Origin of the sequence: Ensifer sp. ENS11 (genome assembly GCF_014851895.1) — a bacterium.
GTDB lineage: Bacteria > Pseudomonadota > Alphaproteobacteria > Rhizobiales > Rhizobiaceae > Ensifer > Ensifer canadensis.
Map to the genome: position 1 here is coordinate 93552 of NZ_JACVAN010000002.1, position 20570 is coordinate 114121.

The following is a 20570-nucleotide window of genomic DNA, read 5'->3' on the forward strand; positions in this document are numbered from 1 at the left end:
CAACGCGGCCTCCCTTGAGACTCGTTAGCGTAGAGCGTAAAGTCCCAATGTTCAACATTTGTTCCAGATATGCTCGACAGTGGTTCTCAAACTCCAGGCTTCTGCCGTGACTGCCTCAGGGAACAGACCGCGACGGCGCGACGCTGCCTTGCCTGCGGCAGCCCCCGTCTGTTGCGTCATGCCGAGCTCTACGACCTGACTCTAGCCCATATCGACTGTGATGCGTTTTACGCCTCCGTCGAGAAGCGGGACAATCCGGAGCTTGCCGACAAGCCAGTGATTATCGGCGGCGGCAAGCGCGGCGTCGTCTCGACGGCTTGTTACATCGCCCGCATTCACGGCGTGCGCTCGGCAATGCCGATGTTTAAGGCGCTTGAGGCCTGCCCGCAGGCGGTCGTGATCAAGCCCGACATGGAAAAATACGTTCGCGTCGGCCGCGAGGTCCGCACGTTGATGCAGGAACTGACACCGCTGGTGCAGCCGCTCTCCATCGATGAGGCCTTCCTGGAGCTCAGCGGCACCCAACGGCTGCACCACGATCCCCCCGCGCGCACCCTCGCCCGCTTTGCCCGCCGTGTCGAACAGGAGATCGGCATTACCGTCTCCGTCGGCCTTTCCTACTGCAAGTTCCTCGCCAAGGTTGCCTCCGATCTGCAGAAGCCTCGCGGCTTCTCGGTAATCGGCCAGGCCGAGGCGCTCGAATTCCTGAGAGAAAGGCCGGTGACCTTGATCTGGGGCGTCGGCAAGGCGTTCGCCGCCACGCTGGAGCGCGATGGCATTCGCACGATCGGTCAGCTTCAGACGATGGAGGAAGCCGACCTCATGCGCCGCTACGGCACCATGGGCCAGAGGCTCTACCGCCTGTCGCGCGGCCTCGACGAAAGAACGGTCGAGATCGACGGCGAGGCGAAAAGCGTATCGTCAGAGACGACATTCAACGACGATCTCGCCCGCTACGACGATCTCGTCACGCATCTGCGTCGGCTGAGCGAACAGGTCGCCCACCGCCTGCGTAAATCCGAACTCGCCGGCCAGACCGTCGTTTTGAAGCTGAAGACTGCCGACTTCAAGACCAGGACTCGCAACCGCCGCCTCGACAGTCCGACGCGGCTCGCAGACCGTATCTTCCGCACCGGGCTGCAGCTTCTGGAGAAGGAAGTTGACGGCACGAAGTACCGGCTGATCGGCATCGGAGTCAGCGATCTTTCCAGCCCCGATCTCGCAGATCCCCCCGATCTGGTCGATCCAGCCGCAACCCGTCGTGCCGCCGCCGAGGACGCCATCAACAAGCTGCGCGACAAGTTCGGCAAGGCCAGCGTCGAAACCGGCTACACCTTTGGCAGCCGCAAGCGCGATCACTAGTGCGTTATCGGCGGCGGCTTGACGTATCCTGCAACGATAAAAACATGCAGCAATTCAAAGTGCTACAGCGACCTTTGCGCGTCTAATAAGACGCGCGGCGCTGTAGGTCGATCGGGACAAATTCTTTAAAGATTTCAGCGTAAGCTTGTCGGCCAGTTTACGTGTTGGGATGAGTGTATGGTATTGCGTTTCGCTCTCACGGCCAGCGTCGTCGTCTTCTTGTTTTCGCCTGCGGTCGGCTTTGCCGGCAGCAACGCACCGCTGCAGATCATCGTTTCGAAGAACCAGCAATCCCTCGTCGTCTATGACGGCGACGCGGTGATCGCAACGTCGGCAGTCTCTACCGGCAAGGCCGGCCATTCCACACCGACGGGCATCTTCTCGATCCTTGAAAAACGCCGTCACCACAAATCCAACATCTATTCGAATGCGCCGATGCCCTTCATGCAGCGACTGACCTGGTCAGGCATTGCGCTGCATGGCTCCAATCACGTGCCGGCCTATCCGGCTTCGCACGGTTGCGTGCGCCTGCCGAGCAAGTTTGCCGCCAGCCTCTTCAAGATGACGTCGCGCGGCGTGCATGTCCTGATAACCGATCGGCAGGTCAGCCCCACCGAAGTGTCGAGCGCCGTGCTCTTCCAGCGCAACCCGGCGCCCGGCGAGAACCCCGCACCGCTGTCGGATGTGCCCCTCCGCCCGGCGATCAGCCAGACCGAGACCATGCCGGTCGAAGTGGCGATGACCGAGGCATCGACCGCCAACTCAGTCATCAAAGCAGAAGACCGCGAGCCGATCCGCATGCTGATCACCCGACGCGGCGAGCGCGATATCAAGCGTGAAGTCCAGTCGGCGCTGAACCAACTCGGCTATGTCGCCGGCGTGCCGGACGGCCACATCGGCCCGGACACGACCGCCGCCATCAACGCGTTCCAGACTGCCGAGGGATCGACCGTCGATGGCAAGCTGACGCCGGAGCTGACTGAGGCGATCTTCAGGAAAGCGGGCCGCGACGTTCCCCCCAACGGGGTGATCCTTGTCCGCCAGGGTTTCAAGCCGATTTTCGAGGCAGGCGTCACGATCGACAAGCCGGAGCAGGCGCTCGGCACGCATTTCCTGCAATTTCAAGAGATTGACGAGGGAAAGAGCGAAGGCAAGTGGTACGGCGTACCGCTCGAAAACCATCTGCCGTCATCGGTGAAGAAGCGCCTCGGGATCGCCGCCGACGCCGACGCATCAGCCTTCAATGCCGTCCAGCGCACGCTCGGGCGCCTGACGGTCTCCGACGACGTCCGCGAACGGATCGGCGGCCTGCTTGCAGACGGTTCGTCGCTGTCGATTTCGGACATGGAGAGCGGGCTCGAAACCGGCGACGGGACCGATTTCATCACAATCACCCGCGCATCCCCGCGGGGCTGATGCCCTGCGCAGTCGATCCGATACTCAAAAGCTGCGCTGCAGCCGCGCCTGACGTTCCGTATCTTTATACGCCGCCGGCTCAAGCAATCATGCAGCGCGGTCAGACGAGTTCAACGTCGACCACACCCGGAGCCGAGCGAAGTGCTGCGGCAATCTCCGGCGAAATCCTGAACTTCTCGTTGAGTTCGACCTCGATCTCGCGCTGGCCGTTATCCTTGATGACGATGAAGGAAACGAGACCCTCGCCCCTCGCATTCAAATGGGCGGCGATCGACTTCAGTGGTCCTGAATCGCGCACATAAACGCGCAGCGCCTTCTGCATCTGCAGCGATTCTTCCTCGAGCGAGCGCAGGGTCTGGATGCGAAGGCCGATGCCTTCCGGCCGCTCCTCCGCCTGAACCGTCATCACCAGCGATTTGCCGGGCTCAAGCAGGTCGCGATACTGGTGCAGCATTTCCGAAAACAGCACGGCCTCGAACTGACCGGACGAATCCGAGAAAGCGATGATGCCCATCTTGTTGCCGGTTCGGGTCTTGCGCTCCTGTCTGGAGGTAACGGTGCCGGCGAGACGTCCCGCCGTTGCGCCCTTCTTCACCGCTCCGGCGAAATCGCCGAAGGTCTGGACGCGCATCTTGGCGAGCAGCGGGTTGTAGGTGTCGAGCGGATGGGCCGAGAGATAGAAGCCCAGCACCTGAAACTCGCGGTGCAGCTTTTCTGAGGCGAGCCACGGCGTGTAGGTGGGAAGCGAGATCCGTTCCGGTCCGGTCGCGGCCCCCGCACCGAACATATCGCTCTGTCCGCTCGTCTTGTTTTCCTGCGCGCGCTGGGCAAAGCCGAGGATGCGATCGAGACCGCCGACCAGCTCGGCACGGTCGTAACCGAAGCAATCGAAGGCGCCGGCCGCGATCAGGCTTTCGAACACACGCCGGTTGAGCAGCTTCGGGTCGATCCTCAGGCAGAAATCCTCAAGGCTCGCAAACTCGCGGTCGCCGCGAACGGCAACGATATGCTCGACTGCCGATTCGCCGACACCCTTGATGGCGGCCAATGAGTAGTAGATGCGCTTGTCGCCGGTCTGGAAATGCCGGAAGGAGGACTGGACCGACGGCGCAATCACCTGGATGCCGAGGCGCCCGGCATCCTGACGGAAGTCGTTGACCTTCTCCGTGTTGGCCATATCGAGCGTCATCGACGCCGCCAGGAACTCGACCGGATAGTGCGCCTTCATATAGGCCGTCTGATAGGAGACGATGGCGTAGGCGGCAGCGTGCGACTTGTTGAAGCCGTAGTTGGCGAACTTGGCGAGAAGATCGAAGATCAGATCGGCCTGCGGCTTCGATACCTCGTTCTTGACCGCGCCGTCGACGAAACGGGCGCGCTGCTTGTCCATTTCCTCCTTGATCTTCTTGCCCATGGCGCGACGCAGAAGGTCGGCTTCGCCGAGCGAATAGCCCGACAGGACCTGGGCGATCTGCATCACCTGCTCCTGGTAGACGATAACGCCCTGCGTTTCCTTGAGCAGATGGTCGATCTTCGGATGGATCGATTCGATCTCTTCTTCGCCGTGCTTGCGGGCGTTGTAGACCGGGATATTCTCCATCGGGCCCGGACGATAAAGCGCCACCAGCGCAATAATGTCCTCGATGCAGTCTGGCCGCATACCGATCAGCGCCTTGCGCATGCCGGCACTTTCCACCTGGAACACGCCGACCGTCTCGCCGCGCGACAGCATCTCGTAGGTCTTCTCGTCGTCGAGCGGAATGCTGGCGAGATCGACCTCGATGCCGCGCAGCTTGACGAAGTCGACGGCGACCTTCAGCACGGTCAGCGTTTTCAGGCCGAGGAAGTCGAATTTTACCAGGCCGGCCTGCTCGACCCATTTCATGTTGAACTGCGTCACCGGCATATCGGAACGCGGATCGCGATACATCGGCACGAGCTTTGACAGCGGCCGGTCGCCGATCACGATACCGGCTGCGTGGGTCGAGGCATGGCGATAGAGACCCTCGATCTTCTGCGCGATGTCGAGAAGACGGGCGACGACGGGTTCCTTTTCCGCCTCTTCCTGCAGGCGCGGTTCTTCCTCGATCGCCTTTGACAGCGGCGTCGGGTTGGCCGGATTGTTGGGCACGAGCTTGCAGATCTTGTCGACCTGGCCATAGGGCATCTCGAGCACGCGGCCGACGTCGCGCAGCGCCGCGCGCGCCTGAAGCGAACCGAAGGTGATGATCTGGGCCACCTGCTCGCGGCCGTATTTCGCCTGGACGTAGCGAATGACTTCTTCGCGCCGGTCCTGACAGAAGTCGATGTCGAAGTCGGGCATCGATACGCGTTCCGGATTGAGGAAGCGTTCGAACAGCAGTGAGAACCGCATCGGGTCGACATCGGTGATCGTCAGCGCATAGGCGACGAGCGAGCCCGCGCCCGAACCGCGTCCCGGGCCGACGGGGATGTCCTGCTGCTTGGCCCATTTGATGAAGTCGGCAACGATCAGGAAGTAGCCGGGGAACTTCATGCGCTCGATGACGCTGAGTTCGAACGCCAACCGCTCGCGGTACTCTTCCTCTGTATAGCCGGGCGCCATGCCGAGCTTGCGCAACCGATCGTTGAGCCCCTCTTCCGCCTGCCGGCGCAACTCGCTGGACTCGGCACGCTCGGCCTCCTCCGGATCGTCCGAGGCGCCGGTGAAGCGTGGCAGGATCGGCCCGCGCGTCTTCAGCATGAACGAGCAGCGCCGCGCGATCTCGATGGTATTTTCGAGCGCCTCGGGCAGGTCGGCAAAAAGTGCCGCCATTTCCTTCCGGCTCTTGAGATAATGATCCGGCGTCAACCGGAACCGACTGTCGTCGGAAACCATGGCGTTGTGAGCGACCGCCATCAGCGCGTCGTGCGCGTCATAGTCGGATGGCGAGGGAAAGAACGCCTCGTTGGTCGCAACCAGAGGCACATCGAACTTGTACGCCAGATCGATCATCCGGCTTTCATGTCGGCGGTCAAAGTTTCCGTGCCGTTGCAGCTCGATATAGAGCCGATCGCCGAAGAGATCCTTTAGGGCTTCCAGGCGTGCCTCGGCCAAGGCCGTCGAGCCGGATTTCACCGCCATGTCGATCGGGCCGCCGCCTGCGCCCGAAAGGGCGATCAGCCCGTCGGTGCCGGCCTCCACGAGCCACGACCGCGTGATCCTCGTGACCTGGCTGCCTTCGCCGCCGAGATAGGCGCGGCTTACCAGATCGACCAGTCGTGTGTAGCCGTCGTCCGTCGCGGCGATCAGGACGATGGCCGGCAGCTTGGCGAGCTGCTGGGCATGGCTGCGACGTTCGCCGTCACCGTCGTCTTCCATGTCGATCGACAACTGACAGCCGGTCAGCGGCTGCAGGCCGTCTTCGGCCGCCTTCTGGGAAAATTCAAGGGCTGCGAAAAGATTGTTGGTGTCGGCGATACCGATCGCCGGCTGAGCATCGGCCACAGCCTTGCCGATCACCTTCTTCAAAGGCAGTGCGCCTTCGAGCAGCGAAAAAGCCGAGTGAACACGCAAATGCACGAACTGCGGATCCGCAGTCGTCTGATCGTTCCGTTCCCCGCTGCCGTGATCCGCCATCTCTACATCCTGATTCCTGTCAGGGTGTCAGGATATCCCGTTTATCACCCGCCATGTCCAGTTTTGCATCGTGGGCCGGCGTTCTTTTCAACGGTGCTGGTGTCGGGGGTGCTGTGCCGGGATAATATCGAGCGACCCCGCATCGGGGTCGCGCAGCATCTTGAGTATGCCCAGGGATCAAAGTCCGAGAGCGATGAAGGCAACGCTGGCGACAAACAGGCCCATCGATGTGAAGGCGGCGAGGTCACGAACAAAATCAGTCATAACATGGCTCCTTTTCCGTTATGTATCCACTTTGTTCTTTTTTTGTTCTCTCGTCAATCGCTGTTGAGCACACCGCCCGCTTTCCACCGCGCATGGTTAACCGCATCAACAAAGAGCGTTTGAGGTAATTAACCGAAACCTTGAGCGCTCCGTCCATCGCGCCTATGACTGGACCAACCACACGGAGCACAACGACATGACTGCACGCCTGACCCTGCCTCTCGTTTTTCTGCTTCCTTCCCTCGCCCTTGCCGCCGAGGCGATTGATCCCGGCCGCATTGTCCCGGCCGCGACAGGCGACTGGGACAAGAATGGTGCTGGCGATCTGGCGCTGCTGGTGAAGCCCGATGACGGGACAGACGAGAACAATGCCGTCTATATCTATCTCGCCGGCGAAGACGGCCCGCTGGCGCTCAAGTCGGCCGTTCCGAACAAGGTCTGGGGGCAATACGGCATGGCCGGCCAGGCACCGTCCGTCACGGCGCTTGCGAATGGTTCGCTGGTGATTACCACCCACAACGATTCGGTCGGGCGTGACCGTTGGGAACAGAAGCTGACGATCGCCTATCGCAATTTCGACTTTGTCGTCGGCGGCTACACCTACTCGTCCTATGACACGCTCAATCTCGACAATACCTCGCACTGCGACCTGAATGTGCTGACGGGCAAGGGCAAATCGAACGACAAGCCCGTCAGCGCCAAAGGCGAGCTTGTGCTTCTCGATGACTGGAACGACGACCGCGGCCAGCACGCCTGCGGCATCTAATCGAGCTATTTGTTCCCTTTTTGTTCTTTACATCGACGGAATGTCGCGGCATGCTGCCAGGGAACAAACAAGGTGTTCTCATGGCCAGCATCGAGCAGCTCAAAGACTTCATCGTGGAAGCCAAATCGAAGACATATGTCGGTGGCGGGATAACAAGCCCGCCATCGCGCGCGGGCTCGCGCGATATCGGCTACCAACGCGACCGGTGGCGGTATCTCGACAGTTACTTCGGTGGGACCGATTTCGCAGGACAGGAAACCGTCTGGTTCGAGGACGACACCCGCTGGGCCATGAATTATTTCGGCCGCGTCATCCGGCCCGATCTGATCGATGCGGAACGCGCCGGCATCGTCATCAAAGCCGCGCTCGATACCATGTATCGCGAGAAGCGGCACTTTCTCGGTGGAATGGAATATCGCCACGCCTACGGCTACTACATCGACAACAGCCGCGGCGACACCGGGCACTTTTCCGGACGTGAAGTCATCTTTGTCGACGGCGACGAAGCCTACGAACTCGACTATCGAGGTGGCCTCATCGTGCCTTAAACTAAAGGTTTCGCATCACATTGATATCGCGCGCTCCATTGGAAACGGGCTTTGACGCGAGCGTTATTTCAGCTCGACGACCTTGCCGTCCTCGATCGTCACCCGCCGGTCCATAAGCGATGCCAGCTCGTGATTGTGCGTGGCGATCAGGGCTGCAAGACCGGACTGGCGAGCCAATGCTTCGAGCGCTTCGAAGACGTATCCCGCAGTTTCCGGATCGAGATTGCCGGTCGGCTCATCGGCCAGCAATACCAAGGGAGCATTGGCAACGGCGCGGGCGATCGCCACGCGCTGCTGTTCGCCGCCTGAAAGCTCCGACGGGCGGTGATCGGCGCGGTGGCCGATACGCATGTAGTCGAGCAGCGCCCGCGCACGCTCGGCGGCCTCAGCCTTGCCAAGGCCGGCGATCAGCTGCGGCATCATGATGTTTTCGAGAGCGGTGAACTCCGGAAGCAGATGATGGAACTGGTAGACGAAACCGATCTCGTTGCGACGGATAGCGGTGCGCCTGTCGTCGTTGAGACCGTCGCAGGTCACGCCGTTGACCACGACCTTTCCGCCATCCGGCCGCTCCAGCAGGCCCGCAACATGCAGAAGCGTCGACTTGCCAGTGCCTGACGGCGCCACAAGCGCAACGGTCTCGCCGCTTTTCAGCGTGAAGTCCGCGCCCTTGAGGATCGAGAGGAAGGTGTCCCCCTGCCCGTAATTACGCTCGATGCCCGAAAGCTGCAGTGCCACGCGCGCATTCATTCAGATGATGTCCTTGTCATTCGTACCGCAGGGCCTGCACGGGATCGAGGCGCGAGGCGCGCCATGCCGGAAAGATCGTGGCAAGGAACGACAGGCTGAGGGCCATGACGACGACGAGGATCGTCTCGTCGGCGTTCATATCTGCCGGCAACTGGCTGAGGAAATAGAGCTCGGGGCTGAACAGCGTCGTGCCTGAAATCCAGGAGAAGAATTGGCGAATGGACTCAATGTTCAGGCAGACGACGACACCGAGCAGCACGCCGGCAACGGTTCCCGCCGCACCGATGGCAGCTCCAGTCATGAAGAAGATGCGCATGACGGAGCCGGAGGTCGCGCCCATCGTGCGAAGGATGGCGATGTCGCTCCCCTTGTCCTTCACCAGCATGATCAGTCCGGAAATGATGTTCAGCGCCGCGACCAGAACGATCAACGTCAGGATCATGAACATCACATTACGCTCGACCTCGAGCGCCGAGAAGAACGTCTTGTTGCGGTCGCGCCAATCGGTGATGAAGATCTGCCGCTCGGCAGCGTCCTCGACCGGCTTGCGCAAATCGTCGACCATATCGGGGTGCTCGACGAAGATCTCGATCTGCTGGGCCAAGCCTTCGGCATTGAAGAACAGCTGCGATTCCTCAAGCGGCATGAAGATGATCGACGCATCATATTCCGACATACCGATCTCGAAGATTGCCGAGACCGTATAGGCCTTGACCCGCGGGTTCATGCCCATCGGCGTGACGTCGCCGTTCGGCGATGTCAGCGTGATCGTGCCGCCCACCTGAATGCCGAGCTGCTCAGCCATACGTGAACCGATCGCCACGCCGGTGCCGGCGGCGAAGCCGACGAGATCGCCGGATTGAATATGGTCGGAGACCGACTTCATCTTGCTGAGGTCATCGGCGCGGATGCCGCGCACGAGCGCACCGGTCGAAGAATCGCCGACGCCCTGGGCCAGAACCTGGCCTTCGACCAGCGGGATCGCCATCGTCACACCCTTCACACCGGAAAAGCGGGTGGCGAGGTCGGGGTAATTGTTGAGCGGACCGTCGATCGGTTGCACGATCATGTGGCCATTGATGCCGAGGATGCGCGAGATGAGCTCGGTGCGAAAACCGTTCATCACCGCCATGACGATGATCAGCGTCGCGACGCCGAGCATGATGCCGATGAAGGAGAAGCCGGCGATCACCGAAATGAAGGCTTCCTTGCGCCGCGAACGCAGATAGCGCCAGGCGACCATGCGCTCAAAGGCGGAAAAAGGGCGGCTGGCGGACTTTGCAGACTGGCCAGCGGCCTGCACCTGATCTTCCGTCACGGCGGTCATCCTGCCTCCCCTTGCCTCACTTACTTCGTCGCGATCAGCTTGTTGAGGGCTGCCTCGACAGTCATGGTCTCGCGCTCACCGGTCTTGCGATCCTTGAGCTCGACTTCGCCGTTGGCGATAGAACGCGGTCCGACGATGATCTGGACAGGTACGCCGATAAGATCGGCAGAGGCGAACTTGGCGCCGGCGCGGTCGTCCGTATCGTCGAGCAGCGCATCGAATCCTGCGGCGCCGAGCTTCGAATAGAGCGTCTCGCAGGCTGCGTCGCAAGCGGCATCGCCCGCTTTCATGTTGATGATCACACCATCGAACGGCGAGATCGACTTCGGCCAGATGATGCCGTTGTCGTCATGCGACGCCTCGATGATCGCCGGAACCAGCCGTGTCGGGCCGATGCCGTAGGAGCCCATATGGACCGCGTGTTCCTTGCCATCCGGACCGAGAACCTTCGCGCCCATCGCCTCGGAATACTTGGTGCCGAAGTAGAAGATATGGCCGACTTCGATGCCGCGTGCCGACAGGCGATCGCCTTCGGCGACTTCGTTGAACGCCGCTTCGTCGTGCATTTCGGACGTGGCCGCGTAGCGCGAGGTCCACTTGTCGAAGATCGTCTTCAGACCAGCGACATCATCGAAATTGGTGTCTTCGCCGGGAATATCGAAGCCGAGGAAGTCCTTGTGGCAGAACACTTCGGATTCACCGGTTTCGGCGAGAATGATGAATTCATGGCTGAGATTGCCGCCAATCGGTCCGGTGTCGGCACGCATCGGAATGGCACGCAGCCCCATGCGCGAGAAGGTGCGCAGGTAAGCGGCGAACATCTTGTTATAGGCGTGCTCGGCACCTTCGCGGTCGAGATCGAAGGAATAGGCATCCTTCATCAGGAACTCGCGCGAGCGCATGGTGCCGAAGCGCGGACGGATCTCGTCGCGGAACTTCAGCTGGATATGGTAGAGATTGAGCGGCAGATTGCGGTAGGACTTCACGTAGGAACGGAAGACATCCGTGATCATTTCCTCATTGGTCGGACCATAGAGCATCGGCCGATCCTGGCGGTCCTTGATGCGCAGCATTTCCTTGCCATAGGCGTCATAACGGCCGCTCTCCTGCCAAAGCTCGGCGGACTGCAGCGTCGGCATCAAAAGCTCATTCGCGCCGGTGCGGTTCTGCTCTTCGCGAACGATCGCATTGACCTTGTCGAGAACCCGCTTTCCGAACGGCAGCCAGGTATAGATCCCCGAGGACTGCTGCCGGATCATGCCCGTCCGGAGCATAAGACGGTGGGAAACGATTTCCGCTTCCTTCGGATTTTCCTTCAAGATGGGCATGAAAAAGCGGGACAGGCGCATGACGGGTTCCAGAACTTGATGAACGTCGCACTATCGACGGATTCGGGCGAAATGACGTTGAGCTCAGGTACGCCGGTCTCGCCGAAAACAGGCAAAGGCGACCATTGCTTCTTGGGGTCGGCTCTCAAATTTCCGTCACCGACAAGTCGGCAGGAACCTTTCCGAGCCCTGCGTTCATAGCCGCTTCGCGCCCGGATGAAAACCCTGCTTGCAGAAGGAACCACACAGAGTGGATCGAGAGATTCGAAGGAGAACCGACAAGCCAAAAGCTGCGTCAAAAGAGCACGGTAGTAACAGTATTGCGACGATGCTTGTCAACGGAGAAATTTTATCCAACTGTAGCAAAAATGCAAAAAAATAAGGTGACATCGCCCAATGTTTGGGCTAATTTCGGCTCACAAAACAGGCATGAAGTCTAAATTCTTGCCGACTTTCGCGGTCAAGTCTTGGGAGGATAAGATCTTAGGCGCGCTTCGTCGCTGCCGCCGGAAACGGATTAAAGATCACGCGATACTTGAAAAACAAGGCTTTTAGCCTTGTTTTTTTTTGCCTTTCGCCAAGCGAACCCTCATCGGAGCACCCGGGCTTTCTTGAACTATGTCAATTTCGGGGCGGTCAATCGTAGGATTGCCCGGGTTTCGCGCAGAGAGGCACCCGAGAGAACTCTACGGGCCTGTGCAGCGGTAAATCGATAATACTTAACTGGGGATTGTGAGGAAGCGGACACGATCACTCGATATCCCTAGACGCCGAGCGCCCACATGCTTGCCGATGCTTGGCTCAATAGAACTTCGGATAGAAGCGCGGAATGCTGTCGATGCCGTAGCCGAGCCGCACCGACACAATGTACCAGGCAAGCTGGATGACCGCCGCGATTGCAGTTGTCAGCAGGATGACCCGTTTGGCACGGAACCGCGCCGGCGCGCTTTCGACAGTGCCGGGCACCACCTCGTTTTCCTCCGCCTGCGTGCGCACGCCAAGCGGCAGCACTGCAAACAGCGTCAGCCACCAGATAATGAAGTAGATGGCAAAGGTTGAAAAAAGCGGCATTTCCGGCTCCTGATGAAGACCTGTCCCGAACTGGCTACTGGCCCTCAACGGAACGATCCTCGCGATATTCTACTGCATAATTCCTTAAATCGGCATCGATTTAAGGAGAAAATTATGCAGCAAGTTTAAAGTGTTACAGCGTGCTGAGCGCGTCAAACTTGACGCGCGGCGCTGTAGCCCGCTTATAACGCCACCGGCGCGATCACACAAACCGGCATCGCGCGGTCAACTGTCACACCTGTTCAAGCTCGATCAACGTGCCTTGAAAATCCTTCGGGTGCAGAAAAAGCACCGGCTTGCCGTGAGCGCCGATCTTCGGCTCGCCGTCACCGAGAACCCGCGCGCCGGACGCCTTCAGCGTGTCACGGGCAGCAATGATGTCCTCGACCTCGTAGCAAATGTGATGCATGCCGCCGGACGGGTTCTTGGCGAGAAACGCCGCAATCGGCGAGGCATCGCCGAGCGGCTCCAGCAGTTCGACCTTGGTGTTGGGAAGCGCGACGAAAACGACGGTGACACCGTGCTCGGGCAAGGCTTGCGGCTCGGTCACCGAAGCGCCGAGCGTCACTCGGTAGCCCTCAGCAGCGGATGCCAGATCCGGCACGGCGATTGCCACATGGTTTACACGTCCAAGCATCGCGATCCTCCAACCTTCGGGCTGTTTTCAAGCCCCCGGACGTCTACAGCGCCGGGAGCCTGAAGGAAATCAGACTTTGGTGACGAACACGGTCACCACGGGCTTCTTGCCCCAGATCTGGTTGACGGTGCTACGCACGGCGCGGCGCACCGCCTCCTGCAGCATGGCCAGATCCTTGCGCTTGGCACGCGGGATGCTTTCGACAGCACCGAGCACGGCGTCATAGAGCGTGTCTTCCATGTCCTCGCCCTCGTCGTCGAACTCGGGCAAGCCGATGGCAACGAGGTCAGGATCACCGAGGAAATCGTAGCGGTTGTCGAGCACGACGTTGACTGAGACATGTCCGGCAAAGGAGAGCTTGCGCCGCTCACCGATGCCCATTTCCTCGAAATCACCGATCAGCGAGCCATCCTTGTAGATCCGGCCATGCGGCGCAGTGTCGATGACTTCGGCCGGACCTGGCGCCAGCCGCAGCATATCGCCGTTGCGAAGCCGCGGAACGCTGGCGATACCCGACTGCAGGCCAAGTTCGGCATGCGCCGTCAGGTGTGCGGCCTCACCATGCACCGGCACGAGGATCTGCGGACGGACCCACTGGTACATCTGCTGCAGCTCGCTGCGACGCGGGTGGCCCGACACATGCACCAGCGCTTCACTGTCGGTGATGATGTGAATGCCCTGCTCGATCAGGCCGTTCTTGATGTCGTTGATCGCCTTCTCGTTACCGGGAATGGTACGCGACGAAAACACGACCGTATCGCCGGCGGAAAAGGCGACGTTGCGCATCTCGTCGCGGGCGATCTTGGCAAGTGCGGCACGGGGTTCGCCCTGGCTACCGGTCAGGATCACCACGACCTTGTCGCGCGGCACATAGCCGAACTCGTCTTCGGCGAGGAAAGGCTTGATGCCTTCCATCAGGCCGAGATCGCGGGCGACGGCGACGACGCGCTTCATCGAGCTGCCGAGAAGCAACACCTCGCGGCCCGCCTCTTCCGCAGCTTCCGCAATCGAGCGGATGCGCCCGACATTGGAAGAGAAGGTGGTGATCGCCACACGTCCTTCAGACTTGGAGATGATCTGCGTCAGGCTTGCCGAAACCTCCTGCTCGGACGGCGAGACCCCGTCACGAAGCGCATTGGTCGAATCGCAGACCAGCGCCAGCACGCCCTCGTCACCGATCTTGCGGAAGCGCTGCTCGTCGGTCAGGGGCCCGAGCGACGGCTGAAGATCGATCTTCCAGTCGCCGGTGTGAACGATCGCGCCAAGCGGCGTGCGGATGATCAGCGACATCGGCTCGGGGATCGAGTGGTTGACGCCGACCGCTTCGATTTCGAACGGGCCAACATTGATGCGGTCGCCCTGCTTGAAGATCGTTATCGGGATTTCGCCGCGGCTCCTTTCGAAGTCGCGTTTCGCCTCAAGCATGCCCGCGGTAAACGGCGAGGCATAGACCGGTACGTTCAACCCCGGCCAAAGATCGTTGAGACCACCATAGTGATCCTCGTGGGCATGGGTGATGATGATGCCCTTGAGATTGCGGCGTTCTTCCGCCAGGAAACTGATATCGGCCAGAACCAGATCCACTCCCGGCAGCTCCGGCCCCGGGAAGGTGACGCCGCAATCGACCATTATCCACTGTCGATGACCGGGTTTGCCATAGCCATAGAGGCCGAGGTTCATCCCGATTTCACCGACGCCGCCGAGCGGCAAGAACACCAGTTCTTCTTCTTGCGCCATGTTTTTGATGCGCCCTTGTTTTGATTATCCGAAAAATACGTCGCCGGCGGCGATCGTCTGCATCGTGTCCGAGCCCGTATCGAGCATCAGCCGGCCGTCCTGATCAATACCGGCAAAGCGGCCGGAAAGCGACCGATCCGGCAGGTTCACCGTAATGGTCTCGCCGATGCCGCGCGCTGCCGCCCGCCATTGGTCTATGATGTGTGCCACACCCCTGCCCTGGTCCCAAACGGAGAGCGTATCGGCCATGGTCAGGAAAAGGTGGGCAAACAAGTCGTCCGGCGATACCGACGCCCCTTCGTTGCGAAGCGAAGTCACCGGGTAGAGTGCCTCGTCGGGCATGACGGCGATGTTGATGCCGCAGCCGATGACCAGCGCGCGACGTCCGTCTGCAAGACTCTCGCCTTCAAGCAGGATGCCGCAAGTCTTCTTGCCGTCGATGAGGATATCGTTCGGCCATTTGATCTCGACCGGAGCGCCGGCCAGCGGCATTACCTGTCGGATGGCCCTGTGAACCGCCACTGCCACTGCCAGCGGCAGCGAGTGCAGCAGCTCGATCGGAGCCGGCTCGATCAAGAGGAGCGAAGCATAGAGATTGCCGGGCTCTGAAAACCAGGCCCTACCGCGTCGACCACGTCCACCTGTCTGGCGGGCGGCGGTGATCCAGAGATTTCCCCTGTCCCCCTCGCGCGCCCGCACCAGGCATTCGCTGTTGGTCGAACCGACTTCATTGAGAGCGACGTGCCGGAAATCGTCGAGCGAAACCCGGCCGCCGCCTTCAAGGCCTATCAAAAGAAGGTCCGAGCCGCGACTTCAGCGGCGTTGCCGAGCGGACCACCGATCAGGACGTAGCCAAGCACGAACAGGCCCGAGAGACCGAAAACCAGGCGAAGCTCGCCGGCCGTCCGGGCAAACTCGCCCTTGGCATCGTCGAACCACATCACCTTGATGACACGCAGGTAGTAGTAGGCGCCGACGACCGAAGCGAGCACGCCGATGATGGCAAGCGCATAGAGATGGGCTTCGATAGCCGCCATGAACACGAAGTACTTCCCGAAGAAGCCTGCCATCGGCGGGATGCCGGCGAGCGAGAACATCAGGATGGTAAGGACCGTGGCCATGAAGGGGTTGGTCTGCGACAGGCCAGCGAGATCGTCGACGCTTTCGACGTTCTCGCCATCCTTGCGGCGCATGGCGAGGATGCAGGCGAAGGTGCCGAGCGTCATGACCATGTAGATGAGCATGTAGAGCAGAACGCCGCGAACGCCCGCCATAGAGCCGGCGGCGAGACCGACGAGCGCGTAGCCCATGTGACCGATGGAGGAATAGGCCATCAGGCGCTTGATGTTCTTCTGGCCGATCGCCGCAAAGGCTCCGAGCAGCATCGAAGCGATCGAGATGAAGACGACGATCTGTTGCCACTGGACAACGACCGGCTCGAACGCGTTGATGACGATGCGAACGAAGATGGCCATGGCGGCAACCTTCGGGGCCGCGGCGAAGAATGCGGTGACCGGCGTCGGCGCACCTTCATAAACATCCGGCGTCCACATGTGGAACGGAACGGCAGAAATCTTGAATGCAAGGCCGGCAAGGATGAAGACCAGTCCGAAGATCAGGCCGAGCGACGGCGTGCCCGTAGTCGTCAATGCAGCGGCAATCTCGTCAAAGCCGGTGTGGCCGGTGAAGCCGTAGACCAGCGACATGCCATAAAGCAGCATGCCCGAAGACAGCGCGCCGAGGACGAAATACTTCAGGCCGGCTTCCGTCGAACGGATGCTGTCACGGTTGATGGCGGCTACGACGTAGAGCGCCAGCGACTGCAATTCCAGCGACAGGTACAGCGACATCAGGTCGTTGGCCGAGATCATCAGGAGCATTCCGAGGGTGGCGAGCACCAGCAGCACCGGGAACTCGAAACGATCGATCTGCGCGGAACGGGCATGGCCGACCGTCATCACCATGGCGGTGATCGAGCCGATCAGCGCCAGCACCTTCATGAACTTGGCGAAGGGATCGGACAGGAAGGCGCCGCCGTAAGCTTCGCCCTCGCCCGTCTTCAGGACGAGCCAGAGGCCGGCGATGGTGAGAAGGGCAACCGCAAGGCCGGTGACGGTCGAGGTCGACTTTTCACCGGCGAACACGCCGATCATCAAGAGCGCCATCGCGCCGACCGCGAGGATCAACTCGGGGATCGAGAGCTGCAGGCTAGCGAGGAGGATTTCAGCAGTCATGTCCAATCACGTCCTGTGGTCATTGCACCGAAAGCGCAACGTTTTGCGCTGCCTGCAGGGCTGCGGAGTAGTTGTTGACGAGCAGATCCACGGAGGCTGCGGTCGCATCGAAGATCGGCGCCGGATAGACACCGAAGAAGATCGTCAGGATCACCAGCGGGTAAAGGATCGCCTTCTCGCGAGCCGAAAGATCGAGCAGAGCCTTCAGGCTTTCCTTTTCCAGCGCACCGAAGATCACTCGGCGGTAGAGCCAGAGCGCGTAGGCAGCCGAGAGAATAACGCCGCTCGTTGCAAAGAACGCAACCCAGGTATTGACGCGGAAGACGCCGACGAGCGTCAGCACTTCGCCGACGAAGCCTGATGTGCCGGGTAGGCCGACGTTGGCCATGGTGAACACCATGAAGGCGACGGCGTATTTCGGCATGTTGTTGACGAGGCCGCCATAGGCCGAGATCTCGCGGGTGTGCAGCCGGTCATAGACGGCGCCGACGCAAAGGAAGAGCGCGCCGGAGACGATGCCGTGCGACAGCATCTGGAAAATCGCACCCTGAACACCCTGCGTATTGGCCGCGAAGATACCCATCGTCACGTAACCCATATGTGCGACGGACGAATAGGCGATCAGTTTCTTGATGTCGGTCTGCATCATCGCCACCAGCGAGGTGTAGATGATCGCGATGACCGACAGCGTGAAGACGAAGGGCGCGAAATAGTCGGACGCCAGCGGGAACATCGGCAGCGAGAAGCGCACGAAGCCGTAACCGCCAAGCTTCAGGAGGATGGCGGCCAGGATGACCGAACCCGCCGTCGGCGCCTGAACGTGCGCGTCGGGAAGCCAGGTGTGCACCGGCCACATCGGCATCTTCACCGCGAAGGAAGCGAAGAAGGCGAGCCATAACCACGTCTGCATCTCACGCGGGAAGTTGTAGGCGAGAAGTTCAGTGATGTCGGTGGTACCGGCCTGCCAGTACATCGCCATGATGGCGAGCAACATCAGCACCGAGCCGAGCAGCGTGTAGAGGAAGAACTTGTAGCTCGCATAGACGCGATCCTTGCCGCCCCAGACACCGATGATGAGGAACATCGGAATGAGGCCGGCTTCGAAGAACACGTAGAACAGCACGATGTCGAGCGACACGAACACGCCGATCATGAACGTTTCCAGGATCAGGAACGCGATCATGTATTCCTTCAGCCGCTTTTCGACCGAGAACCAGCTTGCGAGCACGCAGAACGGCATCAGGAAGGCAGAGAGAACGACGAAGAGCACCGAGATGCCGTCGACGCCGAGATGATAGGAAATCCCGGTGCCGAGCCATTCGTGCTTCTCGGTCATCTGGAAACCCGGGTTCGAGCTATCGAACTGGTACCAGATATAGACCGACACGGCGAACGTGAAGAGCGTCGTCAGCAGCGATACGTTCAGGATGTTGCGGCGGCCGTAGGCGCTGTCTTCTCTTGTCAGCAAGAGAAGCAGGACGCCGACGAGCGGCATGAAGGTGACCGCGGAAAGTACGGGCCAATCGGTCATCAGAAGGAACTCCCGAGCATCATCCATGTAACGAGCGCAGCAATGCCGATCAGCATGGCGAACGCGTAGTGATAGAGGTAACCGGTCTGCAGCCGGACCACACGATCGGTGACATCAAGCACGCGTGCCGCAATTCCGTTAGGGCCAAGGCCGTCGATGACCCGGCCGTCGCCTTCCTTCCACAGGAAGACGCCGAGGCGCTTGGCCGAGCGTACGAACAGGAAGTCGTATAGCTCGTCGAAGTACCACTTGTTGAGCAGGAACTGGTAGAGGCCGCGATGCTGTTCCGCCAGGTACTTCGGCAGCTCAGGCCGACGGATGTACATGTACCAGGCCGTGAAGAGACCAAGCGCCATGGCGCAGAACGGGCTCCACTTAACCCACAGCGGAACGTGGTGGTACTCATGGAGGATTTCGTTTTCAGCCGAGGTGAACAACGCACCCTTCCAGAACTCGGCATAGCCCTCGCCGAAGAAGTGGTCGTGGAACAGGAAGCCTGCGAGCAGAGCACCGGCAGCCAGGATGTAGAGCGGCACCAGCATGACCTGAGGTGATTCATGGACGTGATGCATGACATCCGACGAAGCGCGTGGCTTGCCGTGGAAGGTCATGAAGGTCAGGCGCCAGGAATAGAAACTGGTGAACAGAGCGGCGATCACCAGCATCGCAAAGGCAAAGCCCGAAACGATGCTGTGCGAAGCGAACGTCGATTCGATGATGGCATCCTTCGAGAAGAAGCCGGCCGTACCGATGACGGTGCCGGGGATGCCGACGCCGGTGAGCGCGATCGTGCCGATGAACATCATCCTATAGGTGACCTTAATATGCTTCCGCAGGCCACCCATGTAACGCATATCCTGTTCGCCATCGACGGCGTGAATGACCGAACCTGCACCCAAGAAAAGGAGAGCCTTGAAGAAGGCGTGCGTGAACAGATGAAAGATGGCCGCGCCATAGGCGCCGACGCCGAGGGCCACGAACATGTAGCCAAGCTGCGAACAGGTCGAATAGGCGATGACGCGCTTGATGTCGTTCTGGACCAGACCGACGGTTGCGGCGAAGAAGGCCGTGATCGCGCCGATCAGCGTGACGACCGTCAGTGCAGTCGGCGACAGCTCAAACAGCGGCGACATGCGAGCGACAAGGAAGACGCCGGCGGTGACCATGGTTGCGGCGTGAATGAGGGCCGAAACCGGGGTCGGGCCTTCCATCGCGTCCGGAAGCCAGGTGTGCAGCAGGAACTGAGCCGACTTGCCCATCGCGCCCATGAAGAGCAGCAGGCATGCGGCCGTGATGGCATCTGCCTTGTCGAGGTGCATGCCGAACAGCGTAACAACCGCCTCCCCTGCTGCGGCACCTTCGGCCGGCAGGTAGGTCTGGGCTGCTGCAAAGATGGTTTCGAGGTTGACCGAACCGAACAGCACGAAGACGAGGAAGATGCCAAGCGAGAAACCGAAGTCGCCAACGCGGTTGACGATGAACGCCTTCATCGCCGCCGCGTTCGCCGACGGCTTCTTATACCAGAAGCCGATCAGCAGGTAGGATGCGAGACCCACGCCTTCCCAGCCGAAGAACATCTGCACCAGGTTGTCCGACGTGATCAGCATCAACATCGCGAAGGTGAAGAGCGACAGATAGGCGAAGAAACGCGGACGATGCGGATCGTGGTGCATATAGCCGATCGAATAGACATGCACGAGCGTCGACACTGTGTTGACGACCACGAACATGACTGCGGTCAGCGTGTCGACGCGGAACGCCCATTCGACGTCGAAGCCGCCGGACTGGATCCAGCGCAGCACCGAAACCTTGATCAGTTCCTGCTCGCCCATCGCGACGTCGAAGAAGACGTACCACGACAATGCGGCGGCGATGATCATCAGTCCGCTGGTGACATATTCAGAAGCCTTGGCGCCGATCGAAGTGCCGAAAAGGCCGGCGACCAGAAAGCCAATCAAAGGCAGGAAGACGATAGCCTTGATGATGGTATCCATAGCCCAA

The 20570-nt window shown here is 60.4% G+C and carries 16 protein-coding genes; 5 read left to right on the forward strand and 11 right to left on the reverse strand.

All coding sequences use genetic code 11. The annotated features are described in order from the left end of the window. Positions 1 to 69: 69 nt before the first annotated feature. Both IB264_RS04555 and IB264_RS04560 read left to right on the forward strand, forming a co-directional pair. Complete coding sequence (locus IB264_RS04555; protein WP_025426607.1) at positions 70 to 1362, forward strand: DNA polymerase IV; 1293 nt, start codon at positions 70 to 72, stop codon at positions 1360 to 1362. A 183-nt stretch (positions 1363 to 1545) separates the two neighbouring features. Next, positions 1546 to 2778 (forward strand): L,D-transpeptidase family protein, encoded by a 1233-nt coding sequence (locus IB264_RS04560; protein ID WP_025426606.1) that lies wholly within the window; start codon positions 1546 to 1548, stop codon positions 2776 to 2778. A gap of 100 nt (positions 2779 to 2878) precedes the next feature. On the opposite strand, the gene dnaE is transcribed toward IB264_RS04560, so the two are convergent. Beyond that, positions 2879 to 6376, reverse strand: coding sequence for a DNA polymerase III subunit alpha (gene dnaE, locus IB264_RS04565; protein WP_025426605.1), 3498 nt, complete (start codon positions 6374 to 6376; stop codon positions 2879 to 2881). Between dnaE and IB264_RS04570 the strand changes: the two genes are divergently transcribed. The 3 genes from IB264_RS04570 to IB264_RS04580 all read left to right on the forward strand — a co-directional run bounded on the left by IB264_RS04570 (position 6302) and on the right by IB264_RS04580 (position 7954). Beyond that, positions 6302 to 6763, forward strand: coding sequence for a hypothetical protein (locus IB264_RS04570; RefSeq protein WP_162174733.1), 462 nt, complete (start codon positions 6302 to 6304; stop codon positions 6761 to 6763). The genes dnaE and IB264_RS04570 overlap by 75 nt on opposite strands. A gap of 73 nt (positions 6764 to 6836) precedes the next feature. Then, the gene (locus tag IB264_RS04575; protein ID WP_192433201.1) at positions 6837 to 7406 is read left to right on the forward strand and encodes a hypothetical protein; all 570 of its coding nucleotides are present in this window, start codon (positions 6837 to 6839) and stop codon (positions 7404 to 7406) included. 80 nt (positions 7407 to 7486) lie between these two features. Continuing rightward, positions 7487 to 7954 (forward strand): DUF5680 domain-containing protein, encoded by a 468-nt coding sequence (locus tag IB264_RS04580; protein ID WP_025426603.1) that lies wholly within the window; start codon positions 7487 to 7489, stop codon positions 7952 to 7954. A 63-nt stretch (positions 7955 to 8017) separates the two neighbouring features. On the opposite strand, the gene IB264_RS04585 is transcribed toward IB264_RS04580, so the two are convergent. From IB264_RS04585 to nuoL, 10 genes are all read right to left on the reverse strand, one after another. After that, positions 8018 to 8704, reverse strand: coding sequence for an ABC transporter ATP-binding protein (locus IB264_RS04585; RefSeq protein WP_025426602.1), 687 nt, complete (start codon positions 8702 to 8704; stop codon positions 8018 to 8020). Positions 8705 to 8720: 16 nt separating this feature from the next. Continuing rightward, complete coding sequence (locus IB264_RS04590) at positions 8721 to 10031, reverse strand: lipoprotein-releasing ABC transporter permease subunit (protein WP_025426601.1); 1311 nt, start codon at positions 10029 to 10031, stop codon at positions 8721 to 8723. A 20-nt stretch (positions 10032 to 10051) separates the two neighbouring features. Next, entirely contained in the window at positions 10052 to 11380 is a 1329-nt protein-coding gene (gene proS, locus IB264_RS04595; protein WP_025426600.1) for a proline--tRNA ligase, read from the reverse strand. Between the two features lie 780 nt (positions 11381 to 12160). Next, positions 12161 to 12430, reverse strand: coding sequence for a DUF1467 family protein (locus IB264_RS04600; RefSeq protein WP_025426599.1), 270 nt, complete (start codon positions 12428 to 12430; stop codon positions 12161 to 12163). A 232-nt stretch (positions 12431 to 12662) separates the two neighbouring features. After that, complete coding sequence (gene mce, locus IB264_RS04605; protein WP_025426598.1) at positions 12663 to 13067, reverse strand: methylmalonyl-CoA epimerase; 405 nt, start codon at positions 13065 to 13067, stop codon at positions 12663 to 12665. A gap of 69 nt (positions 13068 to 13136) precedes the next feature. Further along, positions 13137 to 14804 carry a ribonuclease J gene (locus tag IB264_RS04610; RefSeq protein ID WP_025426597.1) on the reverse strand — a complete coding sequence of 556 codons (1668 nt, stop codon included), beginning with the start codon at positions 14802 to 14804 and terminating at the stop codon, positions 13137 to 13139. Positions 14805 to 14828: 24 nt separating this feature from the next. Continuing rightward, positions 14829 to 15593: a biotin--[acetyl-CoA-carboxylase] ligase gene (locus IB264_RS04615; protein ID WP_162174742.1), complete on the reverse strand. Its 765-nt coding sequence runs from the start codon at positions 15591 to 15593 to the stop codon at positions 14829 to 14831. Next, complete coding sequence (gene nuoN, locus IB264_RS04620) at positions 15593 to 17038, reverse strand: NADH-quinone oxidoreductase subunit NuoN (protein ID WP_025426595.1); 1446 nt, start codon at positions 17036 to 17038, stop codon at positions 15593 to 15595. The genes IB264_RS04615 and nuoN overlap by 1 nt, the downstream gene beginning before the upstream one ends. 19 nt (positions 17039 to 17057) lie before the next feature. Then, on the reverse strand, positions 17058 to 18569 hold the full coding sequence (locus IB264_RS04625; protein WP_025426594.1) for an NADH-quinone oxidoreductase subunit M: 1512 nt from the start codon (positions 18567 to 18569) through the stop codon (positions 17058 to 17060). After that, complete coding sequence (gene nuoL, locus IB264_RS04630) at positions 18569 to 20563, reverse strand: NADH-quinone oxidoreductase subunit L (protein ID WP_025426593.1); 1995 nt, start codon at positions 20561 to 20563, stop codon at positions 18569 to 18571. The genes IB264_RS04625 and nuoL overlap by 1 nt, the downstream gene beginning before the upstream one ends. Between the last annotated feature and the right edge of the window lie 7 nt (positions 20564 to 20570).

Bases quoted from the DNA above. Each gene is read 5' to 3' on its own strand.
- IB264_RS04575 (WP_192433201.1), top strand. From the start codon at position 6,837: ATGACTGCACGCCTGACCCTGCCTCTCGTTTTTCTGCTTCCTTCCCTC.
- IB264_RS04625 (WP_025426594.1), bottom strand. From the start codon at position 18,569: ATGACCGATTGGCCCGTACTTTCCGCGGTCACCTTCATGCCGCTCGTC.
- IB264_RS04590 (WP_025426601.1), bottom strand. From the start codon at position 10,031: ATGACCGCCGTGACGGAAGATCAGGTGCAGGCCGCTGGCCAGTCTGCA.
- mce (WP_025426598.1), bottom strand. From the start codon at position 13,067: ATGCTTGGACGTGTAAACCATGTGGCAATCGCCGTGCCGGATCTGGCA.
- dnaE (WP_025426605.1), bottom strand. From the start codon at position 6,376: ATGGCGGATCACGGCAGCGGGGAACGGAACGATCAGACGACTGCGGAT.
- proS (WP_025426600.1), bottom strand. From the start codon at position 11,380: ATGCGCCTGTCCCGCTTTTTCATGCCCATCTTGAAGGAAAATCCGAAG.
- nuoL (WP_025426593.1), bottom strand. From the start codon at position 20,563: ATGGATACCATCATCAAGGCTATCGTCTTCCTGCCTTTGATTGGCTTT.
- IB264_RS04555 (WP_025426607.1), top strand. From the start codon at position 70: ATGCTCGACAGTGGTTCTCAAACTCCAGGCTTCTGCCGTGACTGCCTC.
- nuoN (WP_025426595.1), bottom strand. From the start codon at position 17,038: ATGACTGCTGAAATCCTCCTCGCTAGCCTGCAGCTCTCGATCCCCGAG.
- IB264_RS04580 (WP_025426603.1), top strand. From the start codon at position 7,487: ATGGCCAGCATCGAGCAGCTCAAAGACTTCATCGTGGAAGCCAAATCG.
- IB264_RS04585 (WP_025426602.1), bottom strand. From the start codon at position 8,704: ATGAATGCGCGCGTGGCACTGCAGCTTTCGGGCATCGAGCGTAATTAC.
- IB264_RS04600 (WP_025426599.1), bottom strand. From the start codon at position 12,430: ATGCCGCTTTTTTCAACCTTTGCCATCTACTTCATTATCTGGTGGCTG.
- IB264_RS04610 (WP_025426597.1), bottom strand. From the start codon at position 14,804: ATGGCGCAAGAAGAAGAACTGGTGTTCTTGCCGCTCGGCGGCGTCGGT.